The sequence below is a fragment of the Barrientosiimonas endolithica genome (genome assembly GCF_030296655.1).
Classification (GTDB): Bacteria; Actinomycetota; Actinomycetes; order Actinomycetales; family Dermatophilaceae; genus Barrientosiimonas; species Barrientosiimonas humi.
Window position 1 is genome coordinate 1,889,650 of record NZ_AP027735.1, and the last position, 22,563, is coordinate 1,912,212.

Here is a 22,563-nt window from a genome sequence, read left to right on the forward strand (position 1 = left end):
ACCCCGTCGAGGTCGCAGACGACCCCTCCAGTCCGTCGACGGGCACACGGGGCGACTGATCGCTCAGGCTCATGCGCGCCATTGTGCGCGGTCGGTCGCGCGCGTCAGGCGACGGGCCGCGCCCGGGGCATCACCCCTTCACCCGTCTGACCGAGGCGGCCTCCACCTCGTAGCGCGAGGCAGCGCCCTGCGCGGTGCGGAAGAACCGGCGCCGCAACGAGCCCTCGACCTCGACCACGGTGTCCGCCGTCAGGGCCGCGGCGCGGCGCCGGGTGGTCGCCGAGAAGCAGGCCACGTCGATGGTGTCGACCGGTGCGGCGTTGCGCCGGGCGGTGGAGGCCTCGCGTCTCACGACGACCCGAAGGGTGACGATCGGGTCGCCGCTCGGCAGCACCCGCTCGGCCGGCTCACCGCTCACCCGGCCCACCAGCCGCACCTCGTTCAGGTCGGGCGGCGCCTCAGCCGGTGCTGGCGCGGACATGATGCGTACGTCGGTGAAGAGTTGTCATGCCACCAGCCTGCTCGGGGCGTGCTCGTGCGACCACGGCCGCGACCCGGCCGGTGGAAAACTGCGCGCCCCACGACAGCCCTGTGGACAGCCGCGGATGCCTCTGGTTCAGGCTTGCTGGTCGTCGCCGCCGGTCGCGGCGGTCTCGTCCTCGCTCAGGTCCTCGTCGCCCAGCTCGATGTCGTCCTCGCCCTCGAGCAGGTCCTCCAGGACCACACCCTCCAGCTCCGCGATCCGCTCGGCGGCGTCGGTCTCCTGCTGCGCGTCCAGCGTCAGCGCCTTGCTGAACCACTCGTGCGCGCCGTCCTCGTCACCCGTGGCGAGCAAGGCCTCCGCGTACGCATAGCTCAGCCGGGCCGCCCACGGCTGCCGGCCGAGCTTGTTCAGAGCGGGGATGCGCAGCCCCATGAGCGCAGCCTCGGGCTGGCCCAGGTCTCGGCGCACCCCCGACACGACGATCGCCAGCTCGATGTTGTCGGCCTCCGGCAGCCGCTTCGCCTCGGGCGAGCTCGCGAGCTCCAGCGCACGCTCCAGCCGACCGAGCCCGCGCTCGGCGTCGACCATGTACGGCAGCAGGTGGTCGGAGCCGGACAGCCGCCGCGCCGTGCGGAACTCGCGGAGCGCGTCGGAGAACTCCCCGCGCCGGTACAGCACCAGCCCAAGGGCCTCCCGCGCCGCAGGGACGCGGCCCGCGCGGCGGACCGCCGTCTGGGCGTGGTCGAGCGCGAGGTCCGGTTCGTCCTCCAGCAGCATCGCCGCCGCCGCGAGGTGCTGTGCCACGCCCTCGGCGTTCTCCTTGGTCAGGGTGCGCAGCTGGTGCCACACCGCCCGGTCCAGCTCCTTGCCGGTGATGCCCTCCGGGATCTCCGGCTCCTTGCGCCGCACCGGGCGGCCGCTGTCGTCGCGCGGGGTCTGCCGGTCCCACGAACGGGGCCCCGGACGGTCCCCGGCGTTCCGCTCGGCCCAGGGCCGGCCGGCTCCGCCACGGTCGTCACGACGCGGCCCACCACGATCGTCACGACGGGGCCCGCCACGGTCATCACGACGGGGCCCGCCACGGTCATCCCGACGGGGCCCGCCACGGTCATCCCGACGGGGCCCACCACGGTCATCCCGACGGGGACCGCCACGGTCATCCCGACGGGGACCGCCACGGTCGAAGCTTCTGTTCCCGTCGCGTCGCGTCCCGGATCCACCACGGCTGCGATCGCTCCCGAACCGTCCCCGGTCCTGCGAGGGTCGGTCACGACGGGGCGGACGCTCTTCACGGGACCGGCCGGCGTCGGAGCCGCTCTCCCGACGGCCCTCGGCCGGCTCGTCACCACCGGTGCGGCCGGCACGCTTCCATCGGCCCTCGCCGGCATCCCCACCGCGGCCCTCCTCGGACCGCCTGTTCTCCGCACCGGTGCTGTCGGCGTCGCTCACGATGACTCTCTCCCGTTACGGAAAAAGGTGGACAAATGCGTAGGAGGGGGAACCATGACGGTTCCCCCTCCTACTTCAAGTTAAGTCCGGCGGTGTCCTACTCTCCCACACCCTACCGAGTGCAGTACCATCGGCGCTGAAGGGCTTAGCTTCCGGGTTCGGAATGTGACCGGGCGTTTCCCCATTCGCTATGACCGCCGTAACACTGTGAAACTATCAACCAACCAACGGGCCGGTGCTGTTTCAGAGTTGCATAGTGGACGCGAGTATCTTTGTGGTAACAAGTTATCGGCTTATTAGTACCGGTCAGCTCCACACATTACTGTGCTTCCACGTCCGGCCTATCAACCCAGTCGTCTAGCTGGGAGCCTCACCACCCAAAGGGTGTTGGAAACCTCATCTTGAAGCGTGCTTCCCGCTTAGATGCTTTCAGCGGTTATCACTTCCGAACGTAGCTAATCAGCGGTGCTCTTGGCAGAACAACTGACACACCAGAGGTTCGTCCATCCCGGTCCTCTCGTACTAGGGACAGGTCTTCTCAAGCTTCCTACGCGCACAGCGGATAGGGACCGAACTGTCTCACGACGTTCTAAACCCAGCTCGCGTACCGCTTTAATGGGCGAACAGCCCAACCCTTGGGACCAACTCCAGCCCCAGGATGCGACGAGCCGACATCGAGGTGCCAAACCATGCCGTCGATATGAGCTCTTGGGCAAGATCAGCCTGTTATCCCCGGGGTACCTTTTATCCGTTGAGCGACGGCGCTTCCACAAGCCACCGTCGGGTCACTAGTCCCGACTTTCGTCCCTGCTCGACATGTCTGTCTCGCAGTCAAGCTCCCTTGTGCACTTACACTCGACACCTGATTGCCAACCAGGCTGAGGGAACCTTTGGGCGCCTCCGTTACCTTTTAGGAGGCAACCGCCCCAGTTAAACTACCCACCAGGCACTGTCCCTGAACCAGATCATGGTCCGAAGTTAGGAGCCCAGAACGACCAGAGTGGTATTTCAACAACGACTCCCCACCCCGCTGGCGCGAGGGGATCAACATCTCCCACCTATCCTACACAAGCCGTACCGAACACCAATACCAAGCTATAGTAAAGGTCCCGGGGTCTTTCCGTCCTGCTGCGCGTAACGAGCATCTTTACTCGTAGTGCAATTTCGCCGAGTTCGTGGTTGAGACAGTGGAGAAGTCGTTACGCCATTCGTGCAGGTCGGAACTTACCCGACAAGGAATTTCGCTACCTTAGGATGGTTATAGTTACCACCGCCGTTTACTGGCGCTTAAGATCTCAGCTTCACACCCCGAAAGATGTTAACCGGTCCCCTTAACGTTCCAGCACCGGGCAGGCGTCAGTCCGTATACATCGAATTGCTTCTTCGCACGGACCTGTGTTTTTAGTAAACAGTCGCTTCTCCCTGGTCTCTGCGGCCCTCGCCCCTAACCCGAAAGGGTTTCAAGGCTCAGGCCCCCTTCTCCCGAAGTTACGGGGGCATTTTGCCGAATTCCTTAACCACGATTCACTCGATCGCCTTGGTATTCTCTACCCAACCACCTGAGTCGGTTTGGGGTACGGGCGGCTCGAACCTCGCTAGAAGTTTTTCTCGGCAGCATAGGATCACCCTACTTCCCACTAACGTGGTCACTATCAAGTCTCAGCCTTCAAGGCACCCGGATTTACCAGTAGTGCCGGCCTACACTCTTAGACGGGGACAACCATCGCCCCGCGGAGGCTACCTTCCTGCGTCACTCCATCGCTTACCTACTACAAGATCGGGTCCCACGCGCCCCCGACACCCCTACCCCCGAAAGGGCAGTAAGCGCGGGTTAGGGTGGTTAGCATCACCTGATTCGATATGGGCGGTCCTTCGCCGGTTCCGGAATATCAACCGGATGTCCATCGACTACGCCTGTCGGCCTCGCCTTAGGTCCCGACTTACCCAGGGCAGATTAGCTTGACCCTGGAACCCTTGGTTATTCGGCGCACGGGTTTCTCACCCGTGATTCGCTACTCATGCCTGCATTCTCACTCGTGTAGCGTCCACACCTGGATCACTCCGATGCTTCACCCGCCACACGACGCTCCCCTACCCAACCACACCCCTGAACAACCAAAAGATTGCTAGAGTAATGTGTGACTGCCACAGCTTCGGTGATGTGCTTGAGCCCCGCTACATTGTCGGCGCGGAATCACTTGACCAGTGAGCTATTACGCACTCTTTAAAGGGTGGCTGCTTCTAAGCCAACCTCCTGGTTGTCACAGCAACTCCACATCCTTTCCCACTTAGCACACGCTTAGGGACCTTAGCTGGTGATCTGGGCTGTTTCCCTCTCGACTACGAAGCTTATCCCCCGCAGTCTCACTGCCACGCTTCACTTACCGGCATTCGGAGTTTGGCTGACGTCAGTAACCTGGTGAGGCCCATCAGCCATCCAGTAGCTCTACCTCCGGCAAGAAACACGCAACGCTGCACCTAAATGCATTTCGGGGAGAACCAGCTATCACGGAGTTTGATTGGCCTTTCACCCCTACCCACAGCTCATCCCCTCAGTTTTCAACCTAAGTGGGTTCGGTCCTCCACGCCGTCTTACCGGCGCTTCAACCTGGCCATGGGTAGATCACTCCGCTTCGGGTCTAGACCCAGCGACTCAACCGCCCTATTCGGACTCGCTTTCGCTACGGCTACCCCACACGGGTTAACCTCGCCACTGAGCACTAACTCGCAGGCTCATTCTTCAAAAGGCACGCCATCACCCACACAAAGTGCAGGCCCTGACGGATTGTAAGCACATGGTTTCAGGTACTATTTCACTCCCCTCCCGGGGTACTTTTCACCTTTCCCTCACGGTACTAGTCCGCTATCGGTCACCAGGGAATATTTAGGCTTGACAGGTGGTCCTGCCAGATTCACACGGGATTCCTCGAGCCCCGTGCTACTCGGGGTAACACGCCAACGAAGTCACGCACATTTCAGCTACGGGGGTACCACCCTCTACGCCACGCCATTCAAGACGCTTCGCCTATGCACGCGATTTATCACTCCGCGCCGACCTGTCAGAGCCAGCACGACGCACCCCAAACAACCCCCGCTCCGCAACCCCTGACAGGTATCACACGAAACAGGTTTAGCCTCATCCGCTTTCGCTCGCCACTACTCACGGAATCACATATTGTTTTCTCTTCCTGTGGGTACTGAGATGTTTCACTTCCCCACGTTCCCTCCACACACCCTATATATTCAGATGCGGGTAACACCTCATAACAGGTGCTGGGTTTCCCCATTCGGACACCCTCGGATCACAGTCCGGTTATCGACTCCCCGAGGCTTATCGCAGATTCCTACGTCCTTCATCGGTTCCTGGTGCCAAGGCATCCACCATGCGCCCTTAAAAACTTGGCCACAAAGATGCTCGCGTCCACTATACAATTCTCAAACAACACACGAACACCAACCACCAACACACCCAGTGCGCCAGCCAGCTGGTCCCGTCCACGAGAAAACCCCCACCCCGCAAACCCCCACACCACACACAGTGACGCGGAACCTTGCATCAGGCAGGCCCTGTTCCCTCAGGACCCAACAACGTGTCGACACCCCCACGCACTCCACAACCCGGTCACCAGCCCTCCACACCACCACCCCCACCCAACCAAAAAGGCTAAGCAGGAAGCGTGGTCGTACTAGCCGGCCCTGACCAGACCGAAGCGCCACGAGGCACCATGATCGATGTTCCACCCATGAGCACACCCCCAGCACACACACGGCACTGAAGAGGCTTAACAGCTCCTTAGAAAGGAGGTGATCCAGCCGCACCTTCCGGTACGGCTACCTTGTTACGACTTAGTCCCAATCGCCAGTCCCACCTTCGACCACTCCCCCAGGAAAACCTGGTTAGGCCATGGGCTTCGGGTGTTACCAACTTTCGTGACTTGACGGGCGGTGTGTACAAGGCCCGGGAACGTATTCACCGCAGCGTTGCTGATCTGCGATTACTAGCGACTCCAACTTCATAGGGTCGAGTTGCAGACCCCAATCCGAACTGAGACCAGCTTTAAGGGATTCGCTCCACCTCACGGTCTCGCAACCCTCTGTACCGGCCATTGTAGCATGCGTGAAGCCCAAGACATAAGGGGCATGATGATTTGACGTCATCCCCACCTTCCTCCGAGTTGACCCCGGCAGTCTCCCATGAGTCCCCACCATCACGTGCTGGCAACATGGAACGAGGGTTGCGCTCGTTGCGGGACTTAACCCAACATCTCACGACACGAGCTGACGACAACCATGCACCACCTGTGCACCAGCCACAAAGGGAAACCACATCTCTGCAGTCGTCCGGTGCATGTCAAGCCTTGGTAAGGTTCTTCGCGTTGCATCGAATTAATCCGCATGCTCCGCCGCTTGTGCGGGCCCCCGTCAATTCCTTTGAGTTTTAGCCTTGCGGCCGTACTCCCCAGGCGGGGCGCTTAATGCGTTAGCTGCGGCACGGAACCCGTGGAATGGATCCCACACCTAGCGCCCAACGTTTACGGCATGGACTACCAGGGTATCTAATCCTGTTCGCTCCCCATGCTTTCGCTTCTCAGCGTCAGTAATGGCCCAGAGACCTGCCTTCGCCATCGGTGTTCCTCCTGATATCTGCGCATTTCACCGCTACACCAGGAATTCCAGTCTCCCCTACCACACTCTAGTCTGCCCGTACCCACTGCAGACCCGGAGTTAAGCCCCGGGCTTTCACAGCAGACGCGACAAACCGCCTACAAGCTCTTTACGCCCAATAATTCCGGACAACGCTCGCACCCTACGTATTACCGCGGCTGCTGGCACGTAGTCAGCCGGTGCTTCTTCTCCACCTACCGTCACCCCGAAGGGCTTCGTCAATGGCGAAAGGAGTTTACAACCCGAAGGCCGTCATCCCCCACGCGGCGTCGCTGCATCAGGCTTGCGCCCATTGTGCAATATTCCCCACTGCTGCCTCCCGTAGGAGTCTGGGCCGTGTCTCAGTCCCAGTGTGGCCGGTCGCCCTCTCAGGCCGGCTACCCGTCACCGCCTTGGTAGGCCACTACCCCACCAACAAGCTGATAGGCCGCGAGCCCATCCTTCACCGAAAAAATCTTTCCACAACACACCATGCAGTGCGCCGTCATATCCAGTATTAGACCCAGTTTCCCAGGCTTATCCCAGAGTGAAGGGCAGGTTACTCACGTGTTACTCACCCGTTCGCCACTAATCCACCCGAGCAAGCTCGGGCATCATCGTTCGACTTGCATGTGTTAAGCACGCCGCCAGCGTTCGTCCTGAGCCAGGATCAAACTCTCCGTAGAAAATCAAAACCTGGCCGAAATTGAACAGAGTTCAAAATCAACCAAACAAACATTTGGCATCAATCACTCGACACGCTGTTGAGTTCTCAAGAAACAGGTGCACACCTCGGACCCAGACCTTTGCGGTCTCGCTCTTTGGGGCAACTTCTCTAAGTTACCACGCTCGGTTGTCCTTGCCAAACCGCCGTTGCGGGCTGTTCAGGACTGTCGTTGTGGTGCCTCGCCATGGTCTCGTCGGACCCTGAGCGAGGAGATCGACCGCCGGACCGGCCAGCCTCTCGGCTGTCCGTGCCTCCTTGCGGCGACTCGGAGAACATTACGTCATCGCGAGCGCCATGCCAAATCGGGGGCGGCCCGGCGGTCGACCTGCGCCGTCGCGCCTGGTCAGACCGCCCGGCGGGCGGCCACCTGGTGCTTGCGACCGCGCTTGATGAGGGCGGCCTCCCCGTGCAGGAAGTCGCTGTCGACGAGGACGTACTCGGGGTCGGCGACCTTGACGTTGTTCAGCGAGATGCCGCCCTCCCCCAGCAGCCGGCGGGCGCCGTTGCGGCTGTCGGCCACCCCGGTGGCCACCAGCACGTCGACGATCTCCTGCCCCGGTTCCGCCGGCCCCCGGGGAGCTCGGCCAACGCGTCGCGCAGCGTCTGCGCGTCGAGGGCGCTGACGTCGCCCTTGCCGAACAGCGCGGCCGAGGCCGCCTCGACGGACGCGGTGGCGTCGGGCCCGTGCACGAGGGTGGTGACCTCGTGGGCCAGGCGCCGCTGGGCCGCTCGCCGGAACGGCTCCTCGGCCACCTGTCGCTCGACCTCGGGCAGCTCCTCCGGCGTGATCTCGGTGAACACCTTGAGCCGGTCGATCACGACGGCGTCCTCGGTGTTGAGCCAGTACTGGTAGAAGGCGTACGGGCTCATCAGCTGCGGGTTGAGCCACAGCGCGTTGCCCTCCGACTTGCCGAGCTTCTTGCCCTCGGCGTCGGTGATGAGCGGGGCCGTCTGCGCGTGCACCCGCGCGCCCTCGGCGGCGTGCACCAGGTCGACCCCGGACAGCAGGTTGCCCCACTGGTCGTTGCCTCCGACCTGCAGCGTGCAGTCGTACTCGCGGAACAGGTGCAGGAAGTCCAGCGCCTGCAGCAGCTGGTAGCTGAACTCGGTGTAGCTGATGCCCTGCTCGGACTCCAGCCGGCGGGCCACGATGTCGCGCTTGATCATCGAGTTGACGCGGAAGTGCTTGCCGATGTCGCGCAGGAAGTCCAGAGCGCTGATGCCCTGGGTCCAGTCGAGGTTGTTGACCATCCGGGCGGGGTTGTCGCCGTCGAACCGCAGGAACGGGCGCACCTGCTCCTGGATGCTGCTCACCCACTCGGCCGTCTGCTCCTTGGTGTGCAGGACCCGCTCGGAGGTGGGGCGCGGGTCGCCGATCTGGCCGGTGGACCCGCCCACCAGACAGATGACGTGGTGGCCGGAGCGCTGCAGGTGGCGCAGGATGATCAGCTGCACAAGGTGACCGATGTGCAGCGACGCGGCCGTGGGGTCGAACCCGCAATAGACCGTGACGGGCCCGTCGGCGAGTGCTCGGCGCAGCGCGGCCTCGTCGGTGGTCTGTGCCACCAGGCCGCGCCACTGCAGCTCGTCGAAGATGTCGCTCACGGTCGTCCGGTCCTCTCCTCGGCGCCGGAGCCGACCCCCGGCGGTGCGTGCTCAGCCTGCCCTATCGCCCGGCCGGCCTCCGACGGGGTTTCGCGGGGCGGTACGCCGACACCGTCGGGTCGCCGTCGATCCAGAAGCGCCACGGGAACCGTCCCCCGTCACCGCCGTCGCCCGAGACTCCGACGCGGGGGCCGGTGCGGACCTGCGCCGCATCGACCGGGTCGCCCCCACCACGGTGACGGGCGCAGCGGGGTCGGTCGTGCGTACGCCGTCGTCACCACGGGTGATGCCGAGCGCCTGGACCAGACGCGCCGGCCCGCGCGCGAGGTCGCGGTCAGCGAGCCGGGTGGAGCGGCCGGCGGTGCGCCGCTCGCGGGCCAGGTCGATCCCGGTCACCACCTCGCCGGCGCGCAGCAGGACCGCCGACGCGCGGCCGTCCTCGCCGCACACGAGGTTGGCGCAGTGGTGCATGCCGTAGGTGAAGTAGACGTACAGCCCGCCGGGCGGGCCGAACATGACCCGCGTGCGCGGCGTCTCTCCCCGGAAGGCGTGCGACCCGGGGTCGTTGCTCCCGTCGTATGCCTCGACCTCGGTGAGCCGGACCCCGACGCCTGCGTGGGTCACCACGCACCCGAGCAGCTCGGGGGCGACCTCGAGCACGGGCCGGTCGAAGAAGCCGGCGTCGAGCCGCGTCATGCCCGCTGCTGCGGTCCTACCGGCTGCTCGGCCCAGGCGCGCAGCTCGCCGGCCCGCTCGACGGCGCGGTCGAGCTGCTCGGCGACCCGGTCGGGGGCGGTGCCGCCCTTGGCCGACCGCGACGCGAGCGATCCCGGCACCGACAGCACCTCGCGCACGCCGGGGGTCAGGTGCGGGCTGATGGCCGCGAGGTCGTCGTCGGTGAGGTCCCACAGCTCGATGCCACGCTCCTCGCACACCCGCACGCAGGCACCCGCCACCTCGTGGGCGACGCGGAACGGCACCCCCTCGCGCACGAGCCACTCGGCGATGTCGGTGGCCAGCGAGAACCCTTGCGGGGCAAGCGATTCGAGCCGGTCGGGGTGGAACGTGAGCGTGCCGACCATGCCCGCGACGGCAGGGAGGAGAACCTCGAGGGTGTCGACCGCGTCGAACACCGGCTCCTTGTCCTCCTGCAGGTCGCGGTTGTACGCCAGCGGCAGCGCCTTGAGCGTGGTCATCAGCCCGGCGAGGTCGCCGACCAGCCGGCCGGCCTTGCCGCGCGCGAGCTCGGCGACGTCGGGGTTCTTCTTCTGCGGCATGATGCTCGACCCCGTGGAGAAGGCGTCGTCGAGCGTGACGAAGGAGAACTCCTTGGTCGCCCAGAGGATGACCTCCTCGGACAGGCGCGACACGTCGACCGCGCCCATGGCCGCGACGAAGGCGAACTCGGCGACGAAGTCGCGTGCGGCCGTGCCGTCGATGGAGTTGTCGGTGGCGGTGGCGAACCCGAGCTCGCGAGCCACCGACTCCGGGTCGAGGCCGAGCGAGGAACCGGCGAGCGCCCCTGAGCCATAAGGCGATTCGTCGGTGCGGGCGTCCCAGTCGCGCCAGCGGTCCACGTCGCGCAGGAGGGCCCAGGCGTGGGCCAGCAGGTGGTGGGACAGCAGCACCGGCTGGGCGTGCTGCAGGTGCGTGCGCCCCGGCATCGCGACCCCGAGGTGGGTGCGGGCCTGGGCCGCGAGGGCGTCGACGACGTCGAGCAGCAGCAGCGAGCAGGCCCGTGCGTGGTCGCGCAGGTACATCCGCAGCAGAGTCGCGATCTGGTCGTTGCGCGAGCGACCGGCCCGCAACCGCCCGCCCACGTCGGCACCCGCCCGCTCGATGAGGCCGCGCTCGAGGGCGGTGTGCACGTCCTCGTCGTCCTCGGCGGGCAGGAACGCGCCCGAGCGCACGTCGTCGTCGAGCTGGTCGAGGGCGCGCAGCATGGCATCGAGGGTCTCCTCGTCGAGCAGCCCGGCCCCGTGCAGGACGCGCGCGTGCGCGCGCGAGCCGGCGAGGTCGTACGGCGCCAGTCGCCAGTCGAAATGGGTCGACTTCGACAGCGCGGCCAGCGCGTCGGCCGGGCCCCCGGAGAAGCGTCCGCCCCACAGGCTGGTCTTGGCGTCCGTCGTCATTCGTCGTTCCCTTCCGACATCGTGAGCAGCAGGTCGGCCACCTGCGGTCCGGTGTGCCCGGAGCGCGGGATGACCAAGATGGTGTCGTCCCCGGCGACGGTCCCGAGCACCGGGTCGAGCCCGGCGGTGTCGATCGCCGACGCGAGGAAGCTGGCCGCCCCCGGCGGGGTGCGCAGCACGACCAGGTCGCCGTTGCACTCGGCGACCACGAGCAGCTCGACGAGCACCCGCCGCAGACGCCCGTCCGGCGCCTCGCGACCGTCGCCGCCGGAGTGCATCGCGCGCTCCCCGCCCTCGGCGGGCACGGCGTAGACCAGCTGGCGGCCCTGGCGCACCTTCTCGGCGCCGAGCTCGACCAGGTCGCGCGAGAGCGTCGCCTGGGTGACGGCGACGCCGTCGTCGGCCAACCGGTCGACCAGCTCGGTCTGGGAGCGGATCGGCTCGCGACGGATGATCTCGACGATGCGCTGGTGGCGCGCCGAGCGGGTGCGCGGGATCATCCGTCGCCCCGGGCGCGGTCGAGCAGGAAGGCCAGCAGCGCCTTCTGCGCGTGCAGCCGGTTCTCGGCCTCGTCCCACACGACCGACCGCGGCCCGTCGATGACCTCGGCGCTGATCTCGAACCCGCGGTAGGCCGGCAGGCAGTGCAGCACGATCGCGTCGTCGGCGGCGTGGGCGAGCAGCTCCTGGTCGACGGCGAACGGTGCGAAGGGGCTGCTGGCGCCCTTGCGCTCGGCCGCCTCCTGCTCCTGCCCCATCGACATCCAGGTGTCGGTGATCACCACGTCGGCGCCGGCGACCGCCTCGACCGCGTCGTCGAGGACGGTCGCGGAACCGCCTGTCTGCGAAGCGATCTCGGCTGCACGCTGCGCGATCCGGGGATCGGGCTGGTGGGTCGCGGGGCCGGCCACGCGGACGTGCAGCCCGGCGGTCGCCCCGCCGAGGAGGTAGGAGTGGGCCATGTTGTTGGCGGCGTCGCCGACGTACGTCATCGTCAGGCCGGGCAGGCCGCCCTTGTGCTCGCGCACGGTGAGCAGGTCGGCCAGGATCTGGCACGGGTGGAAGTCGTCGGTGAGGGCGTTGACGACGGGGACACCGGCGTACTGCGCCATGTCCTCGATGCGGTCCTGGCCGTACGTCCGCCACACCACCGCGCTGACCTGTCGCCCGAGCACGCGCGCCACGTCGGCGATCGACTCGCGGGTGCCGATCTGGGCGAGGTTGCCGTCGACCACCATCGGGAAGCCGCCGAGCTCGGCGACGCCGACCGAGAACGACAGCTGGGTGCGCAGCGTGGGCTTGTCGAAGATGATCGCGACGCCCTGCGGCCCCTCCAGCGGCCGCTCGGCGAACCGGTCGGCCTTGAGCGCGGCCGCGCGGTCGAGCACCGCGCTCTGCTCGGCGGGCGTGAGGTCGTCGTCGCGCAGGAAGTGACGCATCAGGCGGGATCCTCCTCGAGGACGCGGTCCAGGACGGGGGTCAGGTCGGCGAGGAAGTCGTCGACCTGACCGGTGGTGAGCACCAGCGGCGGCGCCAGGCGCAGCGCGTCGGGTGCGACGGGGTTGACCAGGTGCCCGGCCTCGCGCAGGGCGGTGGCGAGGGCCGGGGCGACCGGCCGGGTGAGGCCGACGGCGCGCAGCAGACCGAGGCCGCGGCTGCCGGCCACGAGCGGGTGATCCAGGCGAGCCACGCCCTGGCGCAGGTGCTCCCCCACGCGCTCGGCGTGGGCCATCAGGCCCTGGGACTCCACGACGTCGAGCACGGTGAGCGCGGCCGCCGCGGCCAGCGGGTTGCCGCCAAACGTGGTGCCGTGCTGGGTGGGCCCGAGCAGGCCGGAGACGTGGGAGCCGAAGGTGACCAGCGCCCCGATCGGCACGCCGCCTCCGAGGCCCTTCGCGACGGTGATCGCGTCGGGGGTGATGCCGGCGTGCTGGAAGCCGAACCAGCGCCCGGTGCGCCCGATGCCGCTCTGGATCTCGTCGACGACGAGCAGCGCGCCGCGCTCTGCCGTGACCGCGCGCGCGTGCTGCAGATAACCGTCGGGCGGCAGCACGACACCGGCCTCGCCCTGCACGGGTTCGAGCACGAGCGCCGCGGTGCGCTCGGTGACGGCGGCGTCGAGCGCGTCGGTGTCGCCGTAGGGGACGTGGGTCACCCCGGGCAGCAGCGGCTCGAACGGCTCGCGGTAGGCCGCCTTGGCGGTGAGCGCGAGGGCTCCGGTGGTGCGGCCGTGGAAGGCGCCCTCGGCCGCCACGATCTCGGTGCGGCCGGTGCGCCGGGTCAGCTTGATCGCCGCCTCGATCGCCTCGGCGCCGGAGTTGGCGAGGAACACCTTCGAGCCGGCGGGCGCGCCGGCCACCTCGATCAGCCGCTCCGCGAGGCGGATCTGGGCGGGCGAGGTGAACAGGTTGGAGACGTGGATCGCCTCGGCCGCCTGCTTGCTCACCGCCGCGACCAGCTCGGGGTGGCCGTGGCCCAGCGCGTTGACCGCGATGCCGCCGATGAGGTCGAGGTAGCGCCGGCCGTCGACGTCCCAGACGTAGCACCCCTCGCCACGGTCGAGCACGAGCGGCGGTGAGCCGAAGACCCCAGCACGCTGTCGGAGTATCGCTGCAGCCAGTCTGCCTGTCCCTCAACGGGATTCATCATCTGCTCCGTGTCGGTCACGAGTCGTCCCCCGGCAGGATCATGGTGCCGATGCCCTCGTCGGTGAAGACCTCGAGCAGCAGCGAGTGCGGTGACCGCCCGTCGATGACGTGGGCCTGCGGCACCCCGCCTCGCACCGCACGGATGCACGCGTCGAGCTTGGGCACCATGCCCGCGTCGACCTGCTGCACGAGGCGCTCGGCCTCGGCGAGCGACATGCGCGACAGGAGGCTGTCGGGGTCGGGCCAGCGGGCGTACACGCCTTCGACGTCGGTGAGCACGACGAGCTTGTGCGCACCGAGCGAGACGGCCAGCGCGGCCGCGGCGGTGTCGGCGTTGACGTTGAGCACGGTCCCGTCGCTGTCCAGGTCGGGTGCGACCGAGGAGATCACCGGGATGCGGCCCGCGGCGAGCAGGTCGCGCACCGCGGTGGGGTTGACCGTCTGCACGTCGCCGACGAGGCCGAGGTCGACCTGCTCGCCGTCGACGACGGTCGTGCGGCGCCGCGCGCCGAACAGGCCGGCGTCCTCGCCGGACATGCCGACGGCCAGCGGGCCGTGCTGGTTGATCAGGCCGACCAGCTCGCGGCTGACCTGTCCGGTGAGCACCATGCGCACCACGTCCATGGCCTCGGGCGTGGTGACGCGCAGCCCGCCGCGGAACTCGCTCTCGATGCCGAGCCGGTCGAGCATCTGCTGGATCTGCGGGCCACCCCCGTGCACGACGACGACGCGCAGGCCGGCGTAGCGCAGGAACGCGATGTCGGCCGCGAACGCCGCCTTCAGGGCGTCGTCGGTCATCGCGTTGCCGCCGTACTTGACGACCACGAGGGCGTCGCGGAACCGCTCGAGCCACGGGAGCGCCTCGACGAGGGTGGCCGCCTTGCCTGCGGCGTCGGACAGGGACCGGGAGCTGCGCACGCTCATGTGCTGTAGGCCGAGTTCTCGTGGACGTAGTCGTGGGTCAGGTCGTTGGTCCAGACCGTCGCGGTGTGCTCGCCCGCGTGCAGGTCGACCGCGACGTGGACCTCGCGCGGCGTCAGGTCGACCAGCGAGCGGTCCTCCCCCACCCCGCACTGCCGGCACACCTGCACGCCGTTGACGGTGACGTCCAACTGCGTCGGGTCGAACTCGGCCGCAGTGGTGCCGACAGCGGCGACGACCCGCCCCCAGTTGGGGTCGTTGCCGAAGATCGCGGTCTTGAACAGGTTGTTCCGCGCGATGGCGCGCGCGACCTCGAGAGCGTCGGACTCGCTTGCGGCAGAACGGATCTCGATGGCGATGTCGTGGGCAGCGCCCTCGGCGTCGCCGATCAGCTGACGGGCGAGGTCGGCGCACACGGCGGTGACCGCCGCGGACAGGTCGCGGCGAGCCGGGCGTACGCCGGACGCGCCCGATGCGAGCAGCAGCACCGTGTCGTTGGTCGACTGGCACCCGTCGGAGTCGATGCGGTCGAACGTCACCGCGCACGCCTCGCGCAGCACCGCGTCGAGCTCGCCGGGCTCCGCCTCGGCGTCGGTGGTGAGCACCACGAGCATGGTCGCCAGGGCGGGAGCCAGCATGCCGGCTCCCTTGGCCATGCCGCCCACGACGAAGCCGTCGCCCTCCGCGGTGGCCTGCTTGGGGACGGTGTCGGTGGTCATGATCGCGGTGGCCGCGGCCTCGCCGTCGGGGCCGAGGGCGTCGGCGGCCGGGGCGATCGCGGCGAGCAGCCGGTCCATCGGCAGCCGTTCGCCGATCAGCCCCGTGGAGCAGACCGCGACGTCGCCAGCGGAGACGCCGAGCGTCTCGGCGACGGCCTCGGCGGTGCGGTGGGTGTCGAGGAACCCGGGCGGCCCGGTGCAGGCGTTGGCCCCGCCGGAGTTGAGCACGACCGCGTCGAGCCGGCCGTCGGCGACGACCTGGCGCGACCAGGTGACCGGCGCGGCCTCGACCCGGTTGCTGGTGAACACCGCCGCGGCCGACCGCTGCGGTCCGTCGTTGACGACCAGCGCGAGGTCGGGTCGCCCGCTCGGCTTGAGCCCGGCGACCACGCCGCTGGCCCGAAACCCTTGTGCCGCAGTCACACTCACGGCGTGGCCTCCTGGTGATCGGTGGGTGCGAGGGTCACGGGGCCAGGCCCGTGGTCGGCAGGCCGCGCGTCTCGGGCAGGTCGAGCGCGAGGTTGAGGCACTGCACCGCGGCGCCCGCGGTCCCCTTGGTCAGGTTGTCCTCGGCGGCGACCACGACGACGCGGCCCGCGTGCTCGTCGACCGCCACCTGCAGCTGCACGACGTTGGACCCCAGCACCGCGCCGGTCGCCGGCCACTCGCCCTCGGGGAGAAGCCGGACGAAGGGCTCGTCGGCATACGTCCGCTCGTAGGCCGCGCGCACGGCCGCCGGGTCGCCGGCGAGGCGAGCGGTGCAGGTGGCGAGGATGCCGCGCGGCATGGGCGCCAGGGTCGGGGTGAACGACACGGTGACCGGCTGCCCCAGCGCCGTGCTGAGGTTCTGCTCGATCTCGGGGGTGTGGCGGTGGCCGCCGCCCACGCCGTACGGGCTCATCGACCCCATCACCGCCGAGGCCATCAGGTGCGGCTTGGTCGACCGGCCAGCGCCGGAGGTGCCGGAGGCTGCGACGACGACCACGTCGTCGGGCGCGACCACACCGGCGGCGAAGGCCGGGGCCAGCGCGAGGGTTGCGGCGGTCGGGTAGCAGCCGGGGATCGCGACGCGACGCGCCCCGACGAGGTCGTCACGCTGCTTGCTGCCGTCGGCGCGGACCAGCTCGGGGAGGCCGTACGGCCAGGAGCCGGCGTGCGGGATGTCGTAGAAGGAGGTCCAGCGCTGCTCCTCGACGAGCCGGAAGTCGGCCCCGCAGTCGAGCACCAGCACGTCGTCGGGCAGCTGGGCCGCCAGCTGCGCGGAGGCGCCGTGCGGCAGAGCGAGGATCACGACGTCGTGGTCGGCGAACGCCTGCGGGGTGGTCTCGACCAGCTCGCGGTCGCGCAGCGGGGCCAGGTGCGGGGCCAGCTCGCCGAGGCGCTGCCCGACGGTCGAGGCGCCGGTGACCGCTCCCACGCGCACATCAGGATGACCCAGCAGGAGGCGCAGCGCCTCGCTCCCCGCGTAGCCGCTCGCGCCCGCGACACCCACCGTCAGCATGCGCATGACTATACCGGAGCACACATGATCATGCAGACCACCCCGCGGGTGGGGGTACGTCCGCGGGGGTCAGCCGCGCTGGGCAGCGCCGTGGTCGGTGGCGGCCTGCTGGACGGCGGCGTCGCGCAGGGCGTTGACCTCCTCGGTCTTCAGCGTGCGGTCGGGCGCGCGGAAGACGAGGCGGAAGGCGAGCGAGCGCTGCCCGGCCTCCAGCTGGTCGCCGGAGTAGACGTCGAACAGCCGCACCGACTCCAGCAGGTCGCCGGCGCCGGCGCGCAGGCTCGCCTCGACGGCGGCCGCCGGGACGCCCTGGCCGACCACGAGCGCGACGTCGCTGTGCGCGGCGGGCTGCTGCACCAGGGTCGTCGCCTCGACCGACTCGGTGCTCGCGCCCACGAGCGCGTCGAGGTCGAGCTCCCCGGCGACGGTGCGCGCGGGCAGCTCGAGGCGCTGGACGACCTTGGGGTGCAGCTCGCCCACCACGCCGAGCCGGGTGCCGTCGGCGAGCAGCACCTCGGCGCAGCGGCCCGGGTGGAACGGCGGCTCGTCGCCGGCGCGCAGCGTGACCTCGACGGCCAGCGCCTCGGCGACGGCGCGCACGGTGGCGGTGGCGTCGGTCCAGTCGGCGGCGCGGCCCGCGCCCCACCAGCCGGCGCGCTCGAGCTCACCGCTCAGCACGAAGGCCAGGTGACGCGGCTGCTCCGGGACGGCGTCGCGGATCTGCTGCACGGCGTCGGGCCCGGGATAGCTGCCGACGTCGTACGTCGGTGCCTGGCCCTGGCGCCCGGTCGTCACCAGCCCGATCTCGAACAGCGCAAGGTCGGCGGTGCCGCGGGCGACGTTGCGGTGGGCGACCGACAGCAGCGACACCAGCAGGCTGGTGCGCATGAGCGGCTGCTCCTCGCGCAGCGGGTTGGTGAGCCGCACGGCGGTGCGGCGAGGGTCGTCGGCGGCGTAGCCGAGGGCGTCGAACGCCTCGGGACCGACGAAAGGCGGGCTGAGCACCTCGGTGAGGCCGCGGGCGGCCAGCATCCCGGCGAGCAGGCGACGCACCTGCTGGCCGTGGGTGAGCCCGCGCCCGCCGGGGGCCGGCGGCAGGATCGAGGGGATCCGGTCGTAGCCGTCGATGCGGGCGACCTCCTCGACGAGGTCGGGCCCGCCTCGCAGGTCGGGGCGCCACGACGGGGGCCGCACCGAGACGTCTCCGGAGCCGGAATCGTCGACGGCACAACCGATCTCGCGCAGGATCTCCACGACCCGCTCGCGCGGGTAGTCGACCCCGACGAGGCGCGAGGCGAGGCCCGGCTCGAACGCGACGGGATCGACCGGGCGCCGCTCGTCGACGTCGGTGACCGCGGGGTCGGCGGTGCCGCCGCCGTGCTCGACGAGCAGGTCGACGGCCAGCTGGGCCGCCGCCGCCGCGACGTCGGGGTCGACGCCGCGCTCGTAGCGCTTGCTCGCCTCGGTCGACAGCCGGTGGCGGCGGCTGCTGCGCGCCACCGTGGTCGGGTCGAAGTGGGCCGACTCGATCAGCAGGTCGGTGGTCTGCGGGCCGACCTCGCTGGTGGCGCCGCCCATCACGCCGGCGATGGCCAGCGGCGTCTCGCCGGTGTCGGTGATCAGCAGGTCCTCGGGGGACAGCTCGCGCGCCACGTCGTCGAGCGTGGTGAGGCGCTCGCCCGGGCGAGCCCGACGTACGACGATCGGGCCGGTGAGGGCCGCGGCGTCGAACGCGTGGAGCGGCTGGCCGAGCGCGAGCATGACGTAGTTGGTCACGTCGACCGGCAGCGAGATGGGCCGCATGCCCGCCTCGGTGAGCCGGGTCTGCAGCCACGCCGGCGACACGGCGGCCGGGTCGACCCCGCGCACCACGCGCGCGACGTAGCGGTCGCAGCCGGGGTTGCCGCGCAGCGGCGCCTCGTCGCGCAGCTCGACGGGGAACCCGTCGCCGGTGGCGGCCGGGGCGCGCTCGGCCGGGGCCAGCGCCGGGTCGGTGAACGCCGCGCCGGTGGAGTGGGAGAACTCCCGCGCGATGCCGCGCAGGCTGAAGCAGTAGCCACGGTCGGGGGTGATGTTGACCTCGACGGTCTCGCGGTCGAGCCCGAGCAGCGCGATGGCGTCCTGGCCGGGCGCGAGGCCCTCGTCGGCCGACAGCACGATGATGCCGTCGGTGCCGTCGCTCGGCAGGCCCAGCTCCTCGGCGGAGCAGATCATGCCGGCGCTCACGTGGCCGTACGTCTTGCGCGCCGAGATCTCGAACCCGCCCGGCAGCACCGCCCCCGGCAGCACGACCACCACGAGGTCGCCGACGCCGAAGTTGTGCGCGCCGCAGACGATGCCCTGCGGCTCGCCCGTGCCGTTCGTGTCGCCGACGTCGACGGTGCACCAGTTGATGGTCTTGCCGTTCTTCTGCGGCTCGGGCTCCTGGGTGAGCACCCTGCCGACCACCAGCGGGCCGGTGATGTCACCGCCCCGGATGCTCTCCTCCTCGAGGCCGACGCGCACCAGGTCGGCGGCGACCTGGGCACCGCTGACGCCTTCGGGCAGGTCGACGTACTCGCCCAGCCAGTCGATCGGGACGAGCATCAGACCTCCAGTCCGAACTGTGCGTTGAAGCGGACGTCGCCCTCGAACATGTCGCGCATGTCGGAGACGCCCGTGCGGAACATCAGGGCGCGGTCGATGCCCATGCCGAAGGCGAAGCCGGTGTAGCGGTCGGGGTCGACCCCCACCGCGGCCAGCACGTTGCGGTTGACCATGCCGCAGCCGCCCCACTCGATCCAACCGGTGCCGGAGCAGGCGCGGCAGTCGGGGTCGCGCCCCTGGCAGACGAAGCAGCGCAGGTCCATCTCGGCGCTGGGCTCGGTGAACGGGAAGTACGACGGGCGCAGCCGGGTGGTGATGCCGTCGCCGAACAGCTCGCTCGCCAGCCGGTCGAGCGTGCCCTTGAGGTGGGCCATCGTCAGCCCCTCGTCGACGGCCAGGCCCTCGATCTGGTGGAAGACCGGCATGTGCGTGGCGTCGAGCTCGTCGGTGCGGAAGACCTTGCCGGGGACCCCGACGTACAGCGGGACGCCGCGCTCGAGCATCGCGCGCGCCTGCACCGGGGAGGTGTGCGTGCGCAGCACCAGACCGTCCTGCGGCGGGTCGACGTAGAACGTGTCCTGCATCTGGCGCGCCGGGTGGTCGGCGTCGAAGTTGAGCGCGTCGAAGTTGAACCACTCTGCCTCGACCTCGGGCCCCTCGGCGATCTCCCAGCCCATGCCGACGAAGATGTCGGCGATCCGCTGGGCCATCAGCTCGACGGGGTGGCGCCGCCCGAGCGGCAGGCGCCCCGGCACCATCGTGACGTCGACGGCCTCCTCGACGAGGATGCGCGCGTCGCGCTCGGCCTCGAGCGCGGCCTGCCGCTCCTTCATCGCCTGCGCGACCCGGCCGCGCGCCTGCCCGACCCGCTTGCCGGCGTCGGCCTTGGCGGTGGGCGGCAGCGCGCCGATCTCACGGTTGGCGAGCGCCAGCGGGCTCTTGTCGCCCTGGTGCGCCGGGCGGACCGCCTTGAGCTCCTCGAGGGTGCTCGCCTCGGCGATCGCCTGCAGCGCGGCGTCGACGGCCGCCTCGACGTTGGCCGGGTCGAGCGCGCTCACCTCGACCGGGTCGTACTGGCTGTTGGGGCCGGACATCGATCTCATTTCGCGGGGACGGAACGGCAGCGACGCCCACGGCTGGGCCGCGGGCGTGCTCGTGGGACAAGTCTATCGACGGGCGCCGCGCCGCCGACAACGGAGTTTGCCCCCGGCGTACGTCCGCGCCGGCTCAGCGCGCCGGCGGCGGCTCGCCCACGGGGAGCCGGACGACGAACCCCGCTCCCCGGAGGGTGCGGGCTCGTAGGCGACCCGGCCGCCGTGCGCCTCGACGAGGCTGCGCACGACGTAGAGCCCCAGGCCGCTGCCGCCGCGCGAGCGGCCCTGCCAGAAGCGGCTGAACACCAGCTCGCGCTGCTCCTCGGGCACTCCTGGACCGTCGTCGAGGACGCGCAGCACGACCTCGTCGGGGCCGTCGGGCTGCCGGTCCTGCTCGATGGAGACCCGCACCAGGCCGGCGCCGTGGCGGATGGCGTTCTCGAGCAGGTTGCCGACGACCTGGGTGATGCGGTCGGGGTCGGCCCACAGGTGCGGCGGCTGCGGGGCCGGGCTGACCTGGAACCGGTCGGGGCTGTGCCCGGCGGCGAGGAGGCCGGCCACCTGGCCGCTGACGATCTCGAGCAGGTCGACCGGCTGGCGCACGAGGGTGAGCCGGCCGGTGTCGATGCGCGAGACGTCGAGCAGCTCGCTGACCAGGCGGCTGAGCCGGTCGGCGTCGCCCTCGATGGCCTCGAGCATCCACATCTTCTGCTCGTCGCGCAGCTGGTCCCAGCGCTGGCGCAGGGTGCGGCTGAACCCGCGCACGCTGGTGAGCGGGGCGCGCAGCTCGTGCGCGACGGTGGTGATCAGCGCGAAGCTGTCGGCGTCGTTGCGCTCGCGGGTGCGCGGGTCGCGCAGGGTGACCACGACGCGGCGCACCGAGCGGTCGGGGTCGCGCACGATGCGCGCGGCCAGCAGCACCGCCCGGCCCTGCGGCAGGTGCAGCAGCTGCTCGGTGAACCGGGTGCGGGTGTGCAGCCCGCCGAACGGGTCGAGCGCCTCCCACCAGGAGCGGTGCTCGCGGTCGTGCAGCGGCAGCGCGGTGGTGACGTCGTCGCCGAGGCGGTCCAGCAGCGGCAGCCCGGTGAGCTGCTCGGCGCGGGAGTTGGCCAGCAGCAGGGTGCGGTCGGCGTCGGCGAGGACGAAGCCCTCGGGCAGCACCTCGATGAGCTCGCTCAGGTCGGTGCTGATCGGCTCGAACGCCGGTGGCTCGCGACGCGACGCCGGGCTCACGACGGGCCCCGCTGGGCACCGGCCGAGGCGTAGAGGCACACGGTCGCGGCCATCGCGAGGTTGAGCGACTCGGCGTGGCCGTGGATGGGCACCCGGACCACGTCGTCGCAGCGCTCGCGCACCGCCTCCTCCAGCCCCCAGGCCTCGTTGCCCATCACCCAGGCGTGCGGCCCGGTGAGATCGACCTGCGGCAGCAGCGTGCTGCCGGCCCCGTCGGCGGCCAGCACCCGCAGCCCGCGCGCGCTGCACGCCTCGAGCGCCTGCTCGATCTCGACGCCGCGCACGAGCGGCAGGTGCCACAGCGAGCCGGCGGTGGAGCGGACCACCTTGGGGTTGTAGATGTCGACGCTGGCGGCCGACACCACGACGGCGTCGGCCCCGACCGCGTCGGCGCAGCGGATGACCGTGCCGGCGTTGCCGGGGTCGCGCACGTTGGTGAGCACCACGACCAGCCGGGGGTCGGGGCCGAGCGCCTGCGCGAGCGGCACGTCGACCGGCCGGCAGACGGCGATCAGGCCCTGCGGGTGCTCGGTGCCGGCCATGGCGCTCAGCACCTCGGGGCTCGTCTCGTGGAAGGGCACGTCGGCCGCGGCGGCGGCGGTCAGCAGGTCGGCGTGCCGCTCGGCGACGCCCGGCTCGGCGTAGACCTCGACGACGGTGCCGGGCGCGAAGGCCAGCGCCTCGCGTACGGCCTGCGGACCCTCCGCGACGAACCGGCCGGCCCGCTCACGCGCAGAGCGCCGACCGAGGGCACGCACCGACTTCACCCGCTGGGCGCGGGGATTGGTCAGCACGGGCACTCGGTCGGCGCTCTGCGGGAA

At 69.6% G+C, this 22,563-nt stretch carries 13 protein-coding genes, 3 rRNA genes and 2 pseudogenes; all 18 read right to left on the bottom strand.

The window, feature by feature from the left end; translation table 11 throughout:
* Nucleotides 1-130: 130 nt before the first annotated feature.
* Complete coding sequence (locus tag QUE40_RS09545; RefSeq protein ID WP_289230811.1) at nt 131-481, bottom strand: single-stranded DNA-binding protein; 351 nt, start codon at nt 479-481, stop codon at nt 131-133.
* Between the two features lie 135 nt (nt 482-616).
* Nucleotides 617-1,393 carry a tetratricopeptide repeat protein gene (locus QUE40_RS09550; RefSeq protein WP_236022337.1) on the bottom strand — a complete coding sequence of 259 codons (777 nt, stop codon included), beginning with the start codon at nt 1,391-1,393 and terminating at the stop codon, nt 617-619.
* A 624-nt stretch (nt 1,394-2,017) separates the two neighbouring features.
* Nucleotides 2,018-2,135: ribosomal RNA gene (gene rrf, locus QUE40_RS09555) — 5S ribosomal RNA — on the bottom strand.
* A 74-nt stretch (nt 2,136-2,209) separates the two neighbouring features.
* A 23S ribosomal RNA gene (locus tag QUE40_RS09560) occupies nt 2,210-5,338 on the bottom strand.
* Between the two features lie 392 nt (nt 5,339-5,730).
* Nucleotides 5,731-7,263 (bottom strand): 16S ribosomal RNA (locus tag QUE40_RS09565).
* The 16S, 23S and 5S rRNA genes sit together here, the layout of an rRNA operon.
* Nucleotides 7,264-7,647: 384 nt before the next feature.
* Nucleotides 7,648-8,909: pseudogene (gene tyrS / locus QUE40_RS09570) on the bottom strand (tyrosine--tRNA ligase).
* A gap of 61 nt (nt 8,910-8,970) precedes the next feature.
* Nucleotides 8,971-9,605: pseudogene (locus QUE40_RS09575) on the bottom strand (DNA-3-methyladenine glycosylase).
* Nucleotides 9,602-11,041, bottom strand: coding sequence for an argininosuccinate lyase (argH, locus tag QUE40_RS09580; protein ID WP_289230812.1), 1,440 nt, complete (start codon nt 11,039-11,041; stop codon nt 9,602-9,604). Before argH ends, QUE40_RS09575 begins: the two are co-directional and overlap by 4 nt.
* Nucleotides 11,038-11,541 carry an arginine repressor gene (locus QUE40_RS09585; protein WP_142005445.1) on the bottom strand — a complete coding sequence of 168 codons (504 nt, stop codon included), beginning with the start codon at nt 11,539-11,541 and terminating at the stop codon, nt 11,038-11,040. The genes argH and QUE40_RS09585 overlap by 4 nt, the downstream gene beginning before the upstream one ends.
* On the bottom strand, nt 11,538-12,479 hold the full coding sequence (gene argF, locus QUE40_RS09590; protein ID WP_289230813.1) for an ornithine carbamoyltransferase: 942 nt from the start codon (nt 12,477-12,479) through the stop codon (nt 11,538-11,540). Before argF ends, QUE40_RS09585 begins: the two co-directional genes overlap by 4 nt.
* Nucleotides 12,479-13,606, bottom strand: a complete 1,128-nt coding sequence (locus QUE40_RS09595; RefSeq protein WP_350226939.1) for an acetylornithine transaminase — start codon at nt 13,604-13,606, stop codon at nt 12,479-12,481. Before QUE40_RS09595 ends, argF begins: the two co-directional genes overlap by 1 nt.
* Nucleotides 13,607-13,703: 97 nt before the next feature.
* Nucleotides 13,704-14,612: an acetylglutamate kinase gene (argB, locus tag QUE40_RS09600; protein ID WP_289230814.1), complete on the bottom strand. Its 909-nt coding sequence runs from the start codon at nt 14,610-14,612 to the stop codon at nt 13,704-13,706.
* Complete coding sequence (argJ, locus tag QUE40_RS09605) at nt 14,609-15,757, bottom strand: bifunctional glutamate N-acetyltransferase/amino-acid acetyltransferase ArgJ (RefSeq protein WP_142005448.1); 1,149 nt, start codon at nt 15,755-15,757, stop codon at nt 14,609-14,611. Before argJ ends, argB begins: the two co-directional genes overlap by 4 nt.
* 34 nt (nt 15,758-15,791) lie before the next feature.
* Nucleotides 15,792-16,829 (bottom strand): N-acetyl-gamma-glutamyl-phosphate reductase, encoded by a 1,038-nt coding sequence (gene argC, locus QUE40_RS09610; protein ID WP_289230815.1) that lies wholly within the window; start codon nt 16,827-16,829, stop codon nt 15,792-15,794.
* A gap of 69 nt (nt 16,830-16,898) precedes the next feature.
* Nucleotides 16,899-19,415, bottom strand: coding sequence for a phenylalanine--tRNA ligase subunit beta (gene pheT, locus QUE40_RS09615; RefSeq protein ID WP_289230816.1), 2,517 nt, complete (start codon nt 19,413-19,415; stop codon nt 16,899-16,901).
* On the bottom strand, nt 19,415-20,509 hold the full coding sequence (gene pheS / locus QUE40_RS09620) for a phenylalanine--tRNA ligase subunit alpha (RefSeq protein WP_142005451.1): 1,095 nt from the start codon (nt 20,507-20,509) through the stop codon (nt 19,415-19,417). Before pheS ends, pheT begins: the two co-directional genes overlap by 1 nt.
* A gap of 72 nt (nt 20,510-20,581) precedes the next feature.
* Entirely contained in the window at nt 20,582-21,742 is a 1,161-nt protein-coding gene (locus tag QUE40_RS09625) for a sensor histidine kinase (protein WP_289230817.1), read from the bottom strand.
* Entirely contained in the window at nt 21,739-22,536 is a 798-nt protein-coding gene (locus QUE40_RS09630; RefSeq protein ID WP_289230818.1) for a TrmH family RNA methyltransferase, read from the bottom strand. The genes QUE40_RS09625 and QUE40_RS09630 overlap by 4 nt, the downstream gene beginning before the upstream one ends.
* Between the last annotated feature and the right edge of the window lie 27 nt (nt 22,537-22,563).